Genomic DNA, 16,070 nt, shown 5'->3' on the forward strand with positions numbered 1-16,070 from the left:
TTTTTTCTACTTATCGTTGTTTTGATTGTATATTTTTTTATTGGCTACCATCTCATTGATTAATTCGGCAACCTCATAAAAATTCTTTAGTTTTTCTTCACAAATATTTCCTTTAATGGCTTCGTTAAAGGTGAGGACCTTCTCTTTGGAATAGTCTCTTTTTTTTCTGCCAAACTCGGTTAAATGAATGAGTACGCTACGGCCGTCATTCGGATTTGATTTCCGTTCAATTAAACCACGAACTTCCATGGTTTTTAATATGCGCGATAAACTCGTAGCTTCCATTCCCATTTTAGGCCCCAAAGCGGTTGAAGGTGTCCCATCAACAGGGTCTATGCTCAATAATGTAAAGGCCACTGCCATGGTAGCATCAAACTTTGAGGCCTCTTCGTTGTACATTTTTTGAACAGTTAACCATGTGGTTCTTAACACGTAATCAATCGTTTTGTCTTTCATTTGAGAGTAGTTGGTGCTCAAATATATAAAAAATTTGTTATGCACGCATAATAAATTTGATAAAATTGAATACCAAGCATAAAACGCAACTTTTAGTAATTTGTACCATAATATAATATCTTTGGTTTTTTACGCTGCCAAAAGAAATTTGAATGAAAAATAGAATTTTACTTTTTTTACCGTGCTTATGTTTGTGGTGTCGTGCAGTAAAGACGATGTACCTAAAGACGACGGCCCGAAAACAGATGGCAGAACAGCGATGGTAGTGGGGTATTTACCTTATTATAGGTTTGCTTTGAGTGATAAAATTGAATATTGTAAGCTTACCCATTTGAATCTGGCTTTTGCAAATCCTGATAAAGACGGGAATGTTATCATAGAATCGGTTACCCAAGTAGTTATGGATGCAAGACAGGCAAATCCAAATATAATTATTTGTGTTTCTTTGGCCGGTGGTGCTTTAACTGTTGAGCAAACCACAAATTGGTCCGATTTAATTGATATTCCTGCAAACCGACCTGCATTTATCTCAAATATTGTAAATTTTGTGTTGGATAACAATTTAGATGGTGTTGATGTAGATTTGGAGTGGAACCATGTAACTTCAGGTTACAGCGATTTTGTGATAGAATTGGATGCTGCTTTAAATGCACATAACAAATTAATTACCGCTGCTTTTCCACATACCCGATATAGCCATGTTACCGATGCTGCATTGCGGGTTTTTGATATGATCAATATCATGTCGTATGATGCCACAGGGCCGTGGTTGCCCTCATTCCCGGGGCAGCACAGTTCACTTAATTTTTCAAAAGAAGGGATTCGCTTTTGGAACAATACCGTAGGCATTTCTGCAGAAAAACTCACCCTAGGAGTTCCTTTTTATGGCTACAATTTTGTTAACGCTAACACCGTTAATGCCGTAACTTATAATCAAATGGTTAGAGATGATGTAAATAATGCTCATTTAGATCAAGTAGGAACCACGTTTTATAATGGGATCCCAACGATTAAATCTAAAGTTAATTTAGCCTATGACGAGGCTATTGGAGGCATAATGATTTGGGAACTTGGTCAAGATTCTTTTGACAATTATTCGCTGTTAAAAACCATTCACGATGAATACACCGCTTTAGGCGTAAAAACCAGCGGACTTTGTGGTAACAATTAAAGACAATAAGAGTTTAAAAAATTACGATCTATAAATTTTCTCAATCAAATCTTTATAAATTTCTTTAATTGCTTTTCGCTTCATTTTCATGGTTGGCGTTAAATGTCCACCATCAATGGTCCATAAATCTGGTGTAATTTCAAACTTCTTTATATGCTCCCATTTGCCAAAATGTTTGTTGGCATCGTCAATTTCTTCCTGAATACGATCGTGTAAAGTTTCGTTGGCAATAAGGTCTTTTGAGGAACTGAATTTAATGTTATGTCGTTTCGCCCATTCTTCAACAAACTCAAAATTAATTTGAATTAAAGCTGCCGGCATGCGTTCGCCTTCTCCAATTACCATAATTTGTTCAATAAATCGCGATTGTTTAAAACGATTTTCAATTAACGCGGGAGCTACGTATTTTCCACCGGAGGTTTTAAACATTTCTTTTTTCCTATCGGTAATCTTTAAAAACCCTTCACTGTCCAATTCACCAATATCACCCGTATGAAAATAATCACCGGTCATAACACTTGCTGTTTTTTCGGCATCTTTATAATAGCCTAACATCACATTGGGGCCTTTAACCAAAATCTCTCCGTCTTTAGCTATCTTCACTTCAACATTATCAATCACTTTTCCAACGGTTCCAATTTTAAAACCGCTATCGCGTTGGTCGTTTACCGATATTACCGGCGATGTTTCGGTTAATCCATAACCTTCCATAATGGGCATTTCGGCAGCAGCAAATATGCGTGTTAACCGAGGTTGTAAGGCTGCACTACCGGAAACCATTAAATCTAAATTATTACCAAGACCTTCCTTCCATTTGCTGAAAATAAGTTTTCGGGCCAGTTTTAACTGTGTTTCGTACCACCAACCATTTTTTCCGTAGGGTTCGTATTTTAAACCGAGCTCTACCGCCCAAAAGAAAAGCATCTTTTTTATGCCCGATAAATCGGCGCCCTTGGCTATAATCTTGTCGTAAACTTTCTCGTATAAACGCGGTACCGCCGTCATGACGTTGGGTTTAATTTCCTTAAGATTGTCGCCCATGGCCTCAATAGATTCGGCAAAATAAATCTCTACACCACAGTATTGGTATAAGTATAAAATCATACGTTCAAAAACGTGGCAAACCGGAAGAAAACTCAACGATTTCGATTCGCCGTAATCAAAGGGTACACGTTTTTCACTATCTAAAACATTTGAAACTAAATTGCTGTGCGACAACATTACGCCCTTAGGTTTTCCGGTGGTTCCGGACGTATAAATCAAGGTAGCCAAATCGTTGGATTTAACCGCTTTTTTTCTATCCTCAACTTCATTTTGGTTTGTGTGATCTTCACCTAGCTTTAACACTTCGTTCCAGTTGTTTTCACCGGAAACTTCATCAAAAGTATACACGTTTTTAAGTTTGGTATTGGTTTTAATGGCGTTAAGCTTTTTAATAATTTCAGCATCCGATACAAAGCAATACATGGCTTCAGAATGATTTAAAATATACTCGTAATCTTCCGAACAAATCGTAGGATAAATGGGAACGTTTTGAGCGCCAATTTGCAAAATGCCAATATCCAAAATATTCCATTCGGTGCGATTGGTGGACGAAATTACCGCAATTTTATCATTTGGTTTTACCCCTAATTTTAACAATCCTCTGCTAACCGTGTTCGCTTGATTTACGTATTCTTGAGATGAAATTGACTTCCACTCGCCATCGTATTTAGTGGTAAATGCCTTTTTTAAATTATATTTTTCTAGTTGATAATATGGAAAATCGAAAATTCGTGTAATCTCTGTCATTTGCTATGTGTACTTAGTAGTCTCGCAAAGTAAGAAATTAAATGTGATTTTCAAATACACAAAGTAAATACCATATAAATGGGTTGACAGTTAAAATAAAAACCATGTTTTTGTCATAAACATATTTAATTTTTAGAAAAATCGAGAAAAGCTTAAAAAAATTGATATAGTTTTTTAATTATTACGAATAATGCATAAAAATCTTAAACTTCTTATATTAAAAACAATGGAAATCGAGCTTCCGTTGAAGTAAGTTTTATGTTTGGATTAAAACACTGAAATTTTTGTTTTTTAAAGATATTTTTTCAAACGTTTTCGTAAATAAAAACGCTTAAACCACCTTGTTTTTAGGGCGTTTAATGACAAATGTCAGTTTTATAATTAACTGTGGTAGCTACCTTTGGGGATTTAAAAGACACATAGATTTTACAACATATTAATAAAATAAAACAATGGAAGTAAAGCAATTTAAAAACGGGATTTGGACTGAAAAAGTCAACGTAAGAAATTTTGTTATAAATAATATTACGCCTTACCACGGCACACACGAATTTTTGGTGGGACCAAGTGCAAAAACCCAAAAGTTATGGGAAGTTTGTAAAGCAGCCACCAAGGAAGAAAGACAAAACAATGGGGTACGCTGTGTGGACACCGAAACCATTTCAACAGTTAGCGCCTTTAATGCGGGTTATATCGATAAGGAAAACGAAGTGATTGTTGGCTTGCAAACCGATGAGCTACTTAAAAGAACCATGAAGCCTTTTGGTGGTTTTAAAGTGGTACAAAAAGCACTGGCTGAGCAAGGTGTAAAGCCCAATGAGGCCATAACCGAATTGTTTTCAAAATATGTTAAAACCCATAACGATGGTGTTTTTGATGCTTACACAACCGAGATTAAAAAATACCGCTCTTTGGGATTTTTAACAGGTTTGCCCGATAATTACGCACGTGGAAGAATTATTGGCGATTACCGTCGTGTGGCACTTTACGGCATCAACTTTTTAATTGAAGCCAAAAAAGAAGATTTAGAAAATATTACCGGCCCTATGACTGAAGCTGCAATTCGTTTACGCGAAGAGGTTTCAGAGCAAATAAGGGCTTTAAAAGAAATGATTGCCCTTGGCGCTAAATACAATTTGGATTTAGGGCGTCCAGCAGAAAACGCTAGAGAAGCGGTACAGTGGACTTACATGGCGTATTTGGCAGCCGTAAAAGAGCAGGACGGTGCAGCCATGTCATTGGGTAATGTATCTACTTTCTTAGATATTTATATTGAAAACGATTTGCAAGACGGTGTAATTACCGAAGAAGAAGCCCAAGAATACATTGATCAATTTGTAATGAAATTACGCATGGTGCGCCATTTACGAATGGGCGCTTACGACGATATATTCGCAGGCGACCCTACTTGGGTAACCGAAGCTATTGGCGGCATGTTTGAAGACGGCAGGACGAAAGTAACCAAAACATCGTTTCGTTTTTTAAACACATTATACAATTTAGGGCCATCACCAGAACCAAATATGACGATTCTTTGGTCTGAAGATTTACCGCAGAACTTTAAGGATTACTGTGCTAAAGTATCGATTGACACGTCTTCAATTCAGTTTGAAAATGATGCATTAATGCGAAAAAGCAGAGGCTCTGATGATTACGGAATTGCCTGCTGTGTGTCGTATCAAGAATTAGGAAAATCCATTCAGTTCTTTGGAGCTCGTACCAATTTAGCCAAAACCTTATTGTTGGCTATAAATGGTGGTCGTTGCGAAGAAACCGGGGTACAAATCGTAAACGGTATTGAAGCCTGCGATTGCGAGTATTTGGATTTCGATAAAGTCATGGCCAACTTCAAAATAGCCATGAAAGAAGTGGCACGTGTTTATAATGATTCCATGAACATTATTCACTACATGCACGATAAATACTATTATGAAAAAGCGCAAATGGCTTTAATTGATACCAATCCCAACATCGATATTGCTTATGGTATTGCCGGTTTATCGATAGTGGCAGATTCACTTTCGGCCATAAAACATGCCAAGGTAAAACCCATTAGAGATGAAGATGGTTTAACGGTTGATTTTAAAGTTGAGGGCGAATTCCCTTACTATGGTAATGATGACGATAGAGTAGATGCCTTAGCAGCAACTGCGGTTGCCGATTTTAACAACGAATTAAAGCAACTACCGGTTTATAAAAACGCTGAGCCAACCATGTCTGTTTTAACTATTACATCAAATGTGTCTTATGGTAAAAAAACCGGGGCAACACCAGATGGAAGAGCTAAAGGTGTACCGTTTGCACCTGGGGCAAACCCAATGCACGGGCGCGATTCTAACGGAGCGATTGCATCGTTAAACTCGGTGGCCAAAATTGATTATGAAGATTCTCAAGACGGTATTTCAAACACCTTTTCCATTGTACCAAAATCTTTGGGCGCGGACAAAACCGATCAAATAGAGAATTTGGCAACTATTCTTGATGGTTATTTCTCAAGAAATGCACAACATGTTAATGTGAATGTCTTGAATAAGGAAACCTTATTGGATGCTATGGAGCACCCGGAAGAATATCCACAATTAACCATTCGTGTTTCTGGTTACGCTGTAAACTTTGTAAGATTGACCAAAGAGCAGCAACTTGAAGTTATTACACGTTCTTTTCACGAATCTATGTAGTTATTATTAATATTTTGAAAGCACCTGAATAATGGGTTAGTCAATTTTATTCAGGTGCTTAATTAAAACCTTAAAGTCATCAAAACAGCCGAAAACATATTAAGAGTACACTCCATCGAATCTTTCGGGACTCACGATGGCCCCGGAATACGCTTTATCGTATTCTTGCAAGGGTGCAAATTAAAGTGCTTGTATTGCCATAATCCAGATTCTATTGAAACCTCGGGAGGTAAAGAATATGATATTGAAGAGTTGGTGCAAATGGCGCTTAAAATGAAACCGTACTTCGGAAAAAAAGGCGGTGTTACCGTTTCTGGTGGCGAACCTTTATTGCAATCAAAAGTATTAATTCCTTTTTTTAAAAGATTGAAAGAAGAAGGCATCCACACCAATATTGATACCAATGGTAGAATATTAAATCATTTTTCAAAAGAATTATTAGACGATTATGCGGATTTAATCATGTTGGATATCAAGCACATGACGGAATCGGGTTATAAATACATCACCGGTAAACCTGTAAAGGAAATTGCTTTTAATCTAGCAAAGCACAGAGAAAATTCAGGTAAAAAAATGTGGTTGCGCTATGTTTTAATTCCGGAAATTACCAGTAACCCGGAAATTTTGCATGCTTTGGGGAATCATTTCAAAGACTATAAAACCATTGAAAAAATTGAAATTCAGCCGTATCATAAATTAGGCATCCATAAATGGGAAGCTTTGGGATGGGATTATGAGCTTAAGGATGCTCGCGAAAACACCGAAGAAGAATTACAAGCGGCCCAAGACTTATTGAAAAATTATTTTAAAGAAGTAAAGATTAATTAAAAGTGTTTTAAAACGGACACTTAAATTGTAAAAATTATGCAAACACAAAAACTAAAAAACCGTTGGTTAATTGCTGCTTCGGCTGTTGGGATTCATATTTCAATTGGATCTGTTTATGCTTATTCGGTAATGACAAATCCCGTAAAAGATATTTTTGATGTTGATGGCAGCGTTATTAAATGGGCCTTTAAAATCGCCATTTTATTGTTAGGTTTATCCGCAGCATTTTTGGGGCGCTGGGTTGAAAAAGTAGGACCAAGAATAAGTGGTACCACAGCAGGGATTTTTTATGGCGTAGGTATTTTAGGTTCCGGTTTAGCGGTTCAATTGGAATCTTTATGGCTGTTTTACCTCTGTTACGGCGTTATTGGCGGTATTGGTTTGGGTATCGGCTACATAACACCTGTTAGCACATTGGTAAAATGGTTTCCAGACAGACGTGGTTTGGCCACAGGAATGGCCATTATGGGGTTTGGTTTTGCGGCCTTAATTTTCGGCCCTGTTATGCAATCGCTATTTGATGCTGTTGGCGTATCCAATGCCTTTTATATTTTAGGAATTATTTATATGATTTTAATATTGTCTTCTGCCAGATATATTGAAAGACCGCCAGAAGGCTATTTACCAGACGGTTTTAAACCCGGTGAAGGTAAAACCATAAAAGCCGATATTTCTAACATTGATGCCAATGCTTCATTAAAGACTTCTCGTTTTTATTACATCTGGATAATGATGTTTATAAACATAGCATGTGGTATCGCCATCATATCTGCAGCAAGCCCAATGATGCAGGAAAAATTAAATTACACACCCATGGAAGCCGCAGCCATTGTTGGTTTAATAGGTGTATTTAATGGCGTAGGACGCATTTTATGGTCTAGTCTTTCAGATTATTTAGGACGCGCAAACACTTATATTATATTCTTCGCCTTCCAAATATTGGCGTTTTATTTCTTACCAAAAATTTCCATGGAATTAACATTCTTAGTCGTTTTGTTTACCGTAATTACCATGTATGGTGGCGGTTTTGCAACTTTACCAGCATTTTTGGGCGATTTATTTGGCACAAAACAATTAGGTGCAATCCACGGCATGGTATTAACAGCTTGGGCATTAGCTGGTGTTGTTGGCCCTACAATTTACGATTGGGTTAAAAACACAACAGGCTCATTGGATACCACTTTAGAAGTCTTTGCGGGCTTATTTATGATAGCCTTATTTGTTTCGCTATTAATGAAAAGAACAGTAAACAAAGCCTATAAGGTAATGGACGAAAAAATAGAAAAAAGCATAAAGTTTGTCTAAACTTTATTATTTATTTGAAGAGAAAAGCACTTTCATTTTTATTGAAGGTACTTTTTGTTGTTAATAGCGCTTAAAATTTATGCGTAACTAATCATAAAAATAGTTGATAAACCTAAAGCTGAGCGTTCTCAAATTCCATTTTAAAAAAAGCGAGCTTTACTTCCAGTACGAATTAAAAATATCTTGAAGCGGTTCATATTGCACATCGGTATCACCATAAGTTTGTCGCTGTTTTTTTAACTCAACTTTCATGTCTTTTATGATTTCTGAATAAGCAGAATCGTTATACGCATTGTAATTCTCGTTGGGGTCTTTTTCTAAATCATAAAATTCCCAAGCAGGTGTGGTGTTTTCTTTTGAAGAACCTGTCATGTCTGAAGAATGGCCATAAAAAAGGGCTAGTTTGTATCGTTTATTTCTAATTCCAAAATGCGCAGGCCGAATTGTGTGATTGGTCCAATATCTGTAATAAGCCGATGCTCTCCAATTTTCAGGGGTTTCGCCTTTTAAGTTTTTGCGAAAACTTTGGCCTTGAAAGGATTTAGGTTTTTCAATACCCGCATAATCAGCAAACAATGCTGGAAAATCGATGTTTAAAATAATATCGTCTAAACGTTTTCCGGCAGTAATTTCTTTGGGATACCGAATTACAAAAGGCATACGGAGCGATTCTTCATAAATTAAGCGTTTGTCAAAAAAACCGTGTTCGCCTAAAAAATAACCCTGATCTGCGGTATAAATTACTATGGTATTTTCGGCTAAACCTGAAGCTTCCAAATAATCTAAAAGCTTTCCAATATTATCATCAATGGCTGCCCCGGAACGCATAAAATCTTTAATAAACTTTTGATAGGTTGCTTTACGGGCAGTTATGCTGTCCATCTCATTGGTGTAAAAAGGCAAACCGGGATATTTGCACCACCATTTTTCGGGATCGTTTGAGGCTTGTTCGTATCTCCATGCTAAATTCTCTAATTTTTGGCCAACAAAGCTCCGTCCGGTTGTTTTAGGCGAAAAGTCAAATAATGAAGCTGGTTCTGGAATTTCAACATCATTATACAAATTGTTATAACGTTCAGGAAAATCAAAAGGCTCGTGCGTTGCCTTAAAATGCGTCATAAGCATAAACGGTTTGTTTGGGTCTCTTTTGTCCAGCCAATCCACGGATAATTGTGTAATCACATCGGTTGAAAACCCTTCGTGCACATCCCAGGCTTCAGGTGCTTTGTTAAAATTTTCAGCAGTTCTTAAAATAGGGTTCCAATACCGACCTTGGTCGTGCAAAATGTTGTAATAATCGAAACCAGAAGGTTCTTTTTTTAAATGCCATTTTCCAATAATGGCCGTTTGATAGCCGTTTTTGTTCAGCACTTTGGCAATGTTTAAACTATCGGGATTTAAGGCGTCACTTAGGGTGTAAACGCCATTTTTATTACTGAATTGTCCCGTAAGAATACTGGCTCTGCTTGGTACGCAAATGGAATTGGTACAAAATGCATTGTTTAAAACCACACCTTCTTCAGCCAATCGTTTAATGTTTTTGTTTTGAACATAATCCTGCAAAATACCACCGTAAATGCCCCATGCTTGTGAGGTGTGATCATCCGACATGATGAACAGAATATTTGGTTTTGTTACGGTTTCTTTTTCTTCAGATTTACAGCTAAATAGTAAAAATATTCCAATTAATGCTATCGTGATATGATGTGTGGTTTTTTGCATTTCTATACTATTTTATTATGATTTCATCTATAAAAAACCAACATAAATTACCAACGCCAATGTGCCCTTCGGGAATGTCGCCTATGTTTTTTATGGTCAATTTTATATATCTGGTTTTTTCGTTTGTGCTCATGGAAAGGGTATCGGTAAAATTATGTTTGTTATTGATTGTTTTTGAAATTTCAGATTGCATGGTTTTACTGAAATTTACGCCATCATTGGAAAAAGCAACTTCGAAAAACTTTGGACTAAACACCCAATTTGAAGGATTGTGTAAATAGCCAATAGCCACTTCTAAAATGGTCTTCGTTTCATTCAAATCTAAAATAAATTCCAAATCATTTCCTTCTTGTCCAATCCATTGTCCAGAACCATAATCTAAATAACCTCGTTTTCCGTCAATTAAAATCTCAATATTTTTATATCGGTTATCAAGTTCGGTTGTCGCCTTTATTTCACCGTTTATTCCAAGGTGATTTAAAGGTTTTGTTTTTTTAGGAATATCGGTTTCAAACCCGTGTTCCCAGGCTAGAAATTTGGTTTTAAGTGCTTCAACCTTTTCGGGATATTGGGTTGCTAAATTTTTTATTTCTGAAATATCATCATCTAAATTAGAAAGAAATAGAGCGTCCTGTTCCAAATCTAATTTGCCTTTATTTGAAGTGTCTTTAGGGTAACCCATAAGTTTCCAGTTGTTGTTTCTAACGGCCCATTGATTGCCGTATTTCCAGAAAGCTTCTGTTCGTTGTGAAACGGAGTTTGGTGTTTTAATCATTTCAGATAAATCCAAGCCATCAACATCTTTAGGTAAGTTATTAAAACCGCAAAGTGTCGCTAGTGTTGGCAACCAGTCTATATTCATAAAAAACTCATTATTGACAACGTTTTGAGGTAAATTGTTTGTCCAACTTAATATTGTAGGAAGCCTAATGCCGCCTTCAAACAAACTGCTTTTTGCACCGCGATAGGGCCCGGGATTTCCGCCGCCATTAAAGGCACGTGTTTCGGTTGAATGGCCATTATCGGATTGATAAACAATTATGGTGTTATCCCGTATTCCGAGTGTTTCTAATTTGTCCATTAAAAAGCCTATGCGTTCGTCGATGGTTGAAATAAAAGCGGCATAATCACCTCTAGGTTTTTCAACATCTTTATAATAATTTCGCCATTTATCGGTGGGTTGATACGGATAATGTGGCATGTTGATGGCGTAGTACATAAAAAAAGGTATTTCTTTATGGTCTTCAACATATTTTAAAGCCTTATCCGAAGCTAAATCAGGAAAATATTCGCCGTCGTAAAACACTTCTTTTCCATTTTCGTATAAATCGTGGACATTGGGACCAGCCCAAAAAAAGTAATGCGAATAGTTATCAATACAACCTCTTAAATGCCCGAAAGAATAATCGAAACCTTGAGCATTTGGCGACGTTTCTGCACTCATGCCCAAGTGCCATTTGCCAATGTGTCCCGTTTTGTAACCATTGTCTTTAAATAGTTCGGCAAGCGTGTATTGATCATTTGGCATACCATGCGAATTCGGAACGTGCGAAGTGTTACCGTTCACGCCAGCATTTTGCGGATATTTACCAGTTAACAATGCCGCTCTTGATGGCGCACAAACAGGAGCTGCCACATAAGCTTGGGTAAAGCGCGTGCCTTGTTTTGCAAGCTTATCAATATTTGGACTATAAATATCTGAGGCACCGTAGCAACCTAAATCTATAGCGCCTTGGTCGTCGGTATAAATAACAATAACATTGGGTTTGGTTTGGGTAAAACAGTGCAAACTAATCCCTATTAAAAGTAAACTGAGCTGTATTTTATTTGGAAGAAAAATGAAATTGATTTTCATGGTCTATTTAGTAACTCTTTAAATTTAAAAATAATATAAATTAATGTCATGTTTTTTTAGACCAATAACATGGCTATTGGTACATAAGGCAAATTTGTTGAGTTTTGTAAATCGCTCAAGGGGTAATTTAGTTATATTGAAGTGGTTACTTGCTGTTAATGATGCGTTATTTGGGTTAATACATGTTGCGATTTGATAAACCGTTTTCCGAAATTGTTAAAATAGTTTGAATTTGGGTTTAATTTTTTAATAATAATGTTGCAGTAAAAAAAGCATTTAGTATTTTTGAAGTCGATTTTCGGGATGTGGCGCAGTCCGGTTAGCGTACACGGCTGGGGGCCGTGTGGTCGCAGGTTCAAATCCTGTCATCCCGACTAAATAGGTGTCAATTGACATTATTAAATAGGTAATTATATGATTTCAATGATTTGATTTGTTGTTGATTTCATATAATTCTATTTAAAGGCATATTCAAGGTATGCTAATTATTACAACTAGTATTATATCTGATTTTGAAGCGATTTAGCTTTCATTAACGAATTCATTCATTATCCAAATTCCCCCAAACCAAAGGCTGTTCACTAGTTAAATTCTGCTTCTGTTTCTTTCAAACATCTCGTGTCGTTTTTCAAGCTAAAGTCTTTTTAGAAAATAGATAAACAAATCACCATAAACCACTGAAAATTATTAAATTCACTTTGTAAAAGCAATCAAAAAATAATATACATTTGCGCAAATTTTTAAAAGCGCAGTGCGCTCGAAATGAACAAATACATTGTTGTAAATCAGCCTGAAAAATGGAATTTTTCAACTGATAATGTTACAGTAATTTCCTCTCAGGATTATCTTACTAATCCCGAGTATTCCCTTATAAAAAACGCACGAATTTTCAATCTCTGCAAGAATTACTCGTATCAATCTAAAGGGTATTACGTATCGCTTTTGGCTGAAGCCAGGGGGCATTTACCAATTCCCACCACTAAAAACATTGTGGATTTAAAAGCTTTAAAACTGGTTAGAATTGTTTCCGATGAATTTGATGATGTGATTCAGCAAAGCCTAAAAAATATCAAGTCGCAAGATTTTACCCTGAGTATTTATTTTGGGCAAAACGTGGCACAAAAATATAAAGCGTTGAGCGCGCTTTTTTACAAGCATTTTCAAGTGCCATTTTTACGTGTAAACTTTAACCATACAACAAAGTGGAATGTACAAAGTATTAAGGCGATTGCAGAATCTGAAATTCCTAAAGACCACATCCCAAGTGTACACGAATTTGCAAACGAGTATTTTGCAAAAAAACGTTACGATACGGCAAAAGTAAATAATTACGATTTCGACTTAGCGATTTTGGTAAACCCGAACGATGCTGCGCCTCCAAGCAATTCGAAAGCTTTAAAAAAGTTTGTGGATATTGCGGAAAAAATGAATATCTATGCCGAAATCATTGAACCCAAAGATTTAACACGTTTATCTTCTTTTGATGCTTTATTTTTAAGACAAAGCACCGAAGTGAATAACGAGGCCTACACCTTTGCCAGAAAAGCACAGCAAGAAGGTATCGCCATTATCGATTATCCTGATGCCATTTTAAAATGCTGTAACAAGGTTTATATGGCCGAAGCTTTAAATAACGCCAATATTGCTACGCCAAAAACCGTTATCGTCCATAGCAATAATCGCAATTCGGTTTTAGAACAAACAGGATTACCCTGTGTTTTAAAAGCACCCGATTCTACCTTTTCTTTTGGTGTGAAAAAAGCAAAAACGGAAGAAGAATACGATGCTTTGGTTACTGAAATGCTAAAAGAATCCGACTTGATCATTGCTCAGGAATTTTGTCCTTCAGACTACGATTGGCGCATTGGGATTATTGATAACAAACCATTTTACGCGTGTAAATATTACATGGCTAAAGGCCATTGGCAGATTTATAACTGGAAGGCAACCGACAAAAACGAACAAGATGGCGATGCCGATTGTTTGCCCATTGAAGACGTTCCGAAAAACGTTATTGATATGGCATTGAAATCTGCTAAATTAATGGGATTAGGGCTTTATGGCATCGATATTAAAGTGGTAGATGGTAAACTGATGGTGATAGAAATCAACGACAACCCAAATATTGATTTTGGTGTAGAAGATGCACATTATGGCGATTTGGTTTATACCGAAATTCTATCAGCATTAAAAAAACGACTGGACTAAACATGAAAAAACCATTTCACTTATTCGACGTTTACGGTATCGAACTCGAATATATGCTTGTAAATAAAGATACTTTTAAAGTTGCACCACAGGTAGATGAGCTGCTCACCAAAAAAGCTGGCGAGCTAAAAGCAGATGTTGAAAATGGAGACATTGCTTGGAGCAACGAACTTGTAGCCCATGTTATAGAACTAAAAACCAATGGTCCTACAGAAAACACGGACGATTTAGCGGAGAAGTTTCACGCTAATATTTTGGAAATTGATGCGCTTTTACAACCTCTAAATCTTCAGCTTTTAGGTTCGGCTTCGCATCCTTTAATGAATCCAAATACAGATACACAACTCTGGAAACACAGTTATAGTGAGGTTTATGCGCTTTATAATACTATTTTCAACTGTAAAGGTCATGGTTGGAGCAACGTACAAAGCACACATATTAACTTACCTTTTTACGACGATAAGGAATTTGAAAAACTGCATGCAGCCATTCGGATAATATTGCCATTATTACCGGGGCTTTGTGCGAGTTCGCCAATTCTCGAAGGGAAAATTACAGGGTTTAAAGACACGCGATTGGAGTTTTACAAAACCAACCAAAAGGAAATACCTGAGTTAACAGGTTTGGTAATTCCGGAACGGGTGTTTTCTAAATTAGATTATCACGCAACCATTTTCGAACCTATAAAAAAGGCCATCAGACCTTATGATAAAAATAAGATTTTAGACCAGCATTTTTTAAATTCCCGAGGCGCTATTGCACGTTTTGACCGTAATGCCATCGAAATTCGATTGGTGGATATTCAAGAAAGCCCAAAAGCCGATATTGCCATTTGCGCTTTGATTATTGAAGTTTTAAAAGCATTGGTTAAAAAAGAGTTTGCTGTTTTAAAAGAGCAAAAGAGCTGGATAAAAGAAGCCCTATTCACTATTTTAAATGATGCGATAAAACATGGTGAAGATTCTGTAATTGAAGATGAAGCCTATTTAAAATTATTCAATTTGAAGCCGACTGCATCAGTAAAAGACGTTTGGAAACATTTATACCAAAGCGTAAAATCGACTTTGCATAAATCGCATCACGAAGCTATTGAACTGATTTTAGAGGAAGGCACCTTGGCAACGCGTTTATTAAAAGCCGTTGGTAATGACACGTCTGAAAACCACATTGTTTCGGTGTATCGCGACATGCAAAAGTGTTTAAAAACCAATACGTTATTTAAGCCGTGAAACTTGTTTTAACTTGTGAGCACGGTGGAAATGAAATTCCTGAAGCTTATAGCGCATATTTCAAAAATAAAGACGTTTTAAAAACACATCGTGGTTTTGATTTGGGTGTATTGGATCTGTTTCAAACTTTAAAACCATTGGCCGATGCTTCATATTTCAGCACCACGTCTCGTTTGTTGGTGGAACTTAATCGTTCACGTCATCATAAAAACTTGTTTTCAGAATTCACAAAAAGCTTGCCTCGAAATGAAAAAGCTGAAATCATAAAAACACATTATTTGCCATACAGAACCGCTGTTGAAAATACCATAAGAACTTATATTGAAAATGGCGATTCTGTACTTCATTTATCCATTCATAGCTTTAAACCGGTTTTAAACAATATCAGAAGGAACTGTGATATTGGTTTGCTTTATGATTCTCAAAAAAAAACCGAAAAACAATTTTGCAAACAGCTTAAAGTCCAAATTTTAAGGCAAGAAGCTAACTTAAATATAAGATTCAATTACCCGTATTTGGGAAAAGCTGATGGCTTTACGACCTATTTGAGAAAACAAAGCCCTACTGATTATTTAGGCATTGAGATAGAAGTGAATCAAAAATATGCAAACAATAGCGTTATGGATTTAAAACTGAAACAAGCTCTGTATAAGGCCTTAAAGGAATTGGATTAACATTTCAAACCCTGTATCTCAGTCGAAAAAAAGAGGCTGTCTAAAAAGTCTAACTTCTTGCCGTATGGAGTGCTTCGACTGCGCCCAGCACAAGCTTTGTCGAAATAATTTAACTTATTGGCGACCAAGATTGGTTTTGACAAGCTCAACCTG

11 protein-coding genes and 1 tRNA gene are annotated in these 16,070 nt (G+C 36.5%); 8 read left to right on the forward strand and 4 right to left on the reverse strand.

The annotated features are described in order from the left end of the window. Positions 1 to 6 precede the first annotated feature (6 nt). Entirely contained in the window at positions 7 to 456 is a 450-nt protein-coding gene (locus RNZ47_RS10385) for a MarR family winged helix-turn-helix transcriptional regulator (protein ID WP_311939672.1), read from the reverse strand. Positions 457 to 643: 187 nt separating this feature from the next. On the opposite strand from RNZ47_RS10385, the gene RNZ47_RS10390 reads away from it, so the two are divergent. After that, entirely contained in the window at positions 644 to 1,627 is a 984-nt protein-coding gene (locus RNZ47_RS10390) for a glycosyl hydrolase family 18 protein (protein WP_311940571.1), read from the forward strand. Positions 1,628 to 1,648: 21 nt separating this feature from the next. Here the strand turns inward: RNZ47_RS10390 and RNZ47_RS10395 are convergent, their stop codons facing one another. Then, positions 1,649 to 3,418 carry an AMP-dependent synthetase/ligase gene (locus RNZ47_RS10395; RefSeq protein WP_311939674.1) on the reverse strand — a complete coding sequence of 590 codons (1,770 nt, stop codon included), beginning with the start codon at positions 3,416 to 3,418 and terminating at the stop codon, positions 1,649 to 1,651. A 452-nt stretch (positions 3,419 to 3,870) separates the two neighbouring features. On the opposite strand from RNZ47_RS10395, the gene pflB reads away from it, so the two are divergent. From pflB to RNZ47_RS10410, 3 genes are all read left to right on the forward strand, one after another. Next, a complete protein-coding gene (gene pflB, locus RNZ47_RS10400) occupies positions 3,871 to 6,096 on the forward strand; it encodes a formate C-acetyltransferase (RefSeq protein WP_311939676.1) in 2,226 nt (741 codons plus the stop codon). Positions 6,097 to 6,210: 114 nt separating this feature from the next. Further along, the gene (gene pflA, locus RNZ47_RS10405) at positions 6,211 to 6,924 is read left to right on the forward strand and encodes a pyruvate formate-lyase-activating protein (RefSeq protein WP_311940573.1); all 714 of its coding nucleotides are present in this window, start codon (positions 6,211 to 6,213) and stop codon (positions 6,922 to 6,924) included. 36 nt (positions 6,925 to 6,960) lie between these two features. Beyond that, positions 6,961 to 8,229: an L-lactate MFS transporter gene (locus RNZ47_RS10410; protein WP_311939679.1), complete on the forward strand. Its 1,269-nt coding sequence runs from the start codon at positions 6,961 to 6,963 to the stop codon at positions 8,227 to 8,229. Positions 8,230 to 8,385: 156 nt separating this feature from the next. On the opposite strand, the gene RNZ47_RS10415 is transcribed toward RNZ47_RS10410, so the two are convergent. Next, positions 8,386 to 9,951 (reverse strand): sulfatase family protein, encoded by a 1,566-nt coding sequence (locus tag RNZ47_RS10415; RefSeq protein ID WP_311939681.1) that lies wholly within the window; start codon positions 9,949 to 9,951, stop codon positions 8,386 to 8,388. Between the two features lie 7 nt (positions 9,952 to 9,958). Beyond that, positions 9,959 to 11,806 carry a sulfatase-like hydrolase/transferase gene (locus RNZ47_RS10420; RefSeq protein ID WP_311939683.1) on the reverse strand — a complete coding sequence of 616 codons (1,848 nt, stop codon included), beginning with the start codon at positions 11,804 to 11,806 and terminating at the stop codon, positions 9,959 to 9,961. Positions 11,807 to 12,105: 299 nt separating this feature from the next. Here RNZ47_RS10420 and RNZ47_RS10425 point away from each other — a divergent pair. From RNZ47_RS10425 to RNZ47_RS10440, 4 genes are all read left to right on the forward strand, one after another. Next, positions 12,106 to 12,180: transfer RNA gene (locus RNZ47_RS10425), tRNA-Pro, on the forward strand. Between the two features lie 388 nt (positions 12,181 to 12,568). Further along, entirely contained in the window at positions 12,569 to 14,014 is a 1,446-nt protein-coding gene (locus RNZ47_RS10430; protein ID WP_311939685.1) for a RimK family ATP-grasp domain-containing protein, read from the forward strand. Between the two features lie 2 nt (positions 14,015 to 14,016). Next, positions 14,017 to 15,243, forward strand: coding sequence for a glutamate-cysteine ligase family protein (locus RNZ47_RS10435; protein WP_311939687.1), 1,227 nt, complete (start codon positions 14,017 to 14,019; stop codon positions 15,241 to 15,243). Beyond that, complete coding sequence (locus RNZ47_RS10440) at positions 15,240 to 15,917, forward strand: N-formylglutamate amidohydrolase (protein WP_311939689.1); 678 nt, start codon at positions 15,240 to 15,242, stop codon at positions 15,915 to 15,917. Before RNZ47_RS10435 ends, RNZ47_RS10440 begins: the two co-directional genes overlap by 4 nt. Positions 15,918 to 16,070: the final 153 nt, after the last annotated feature.

The sequence above is a fragment of the Hwangdonia seohaensis genome (assembly GCF_031932625.1).
Lineage (GTDB): Bacteria > Bacteroidota > Bacteroidia > Flavobacteriales > Flavobacteriaceae > Hwangdonia > Hwangdonia seohaensis.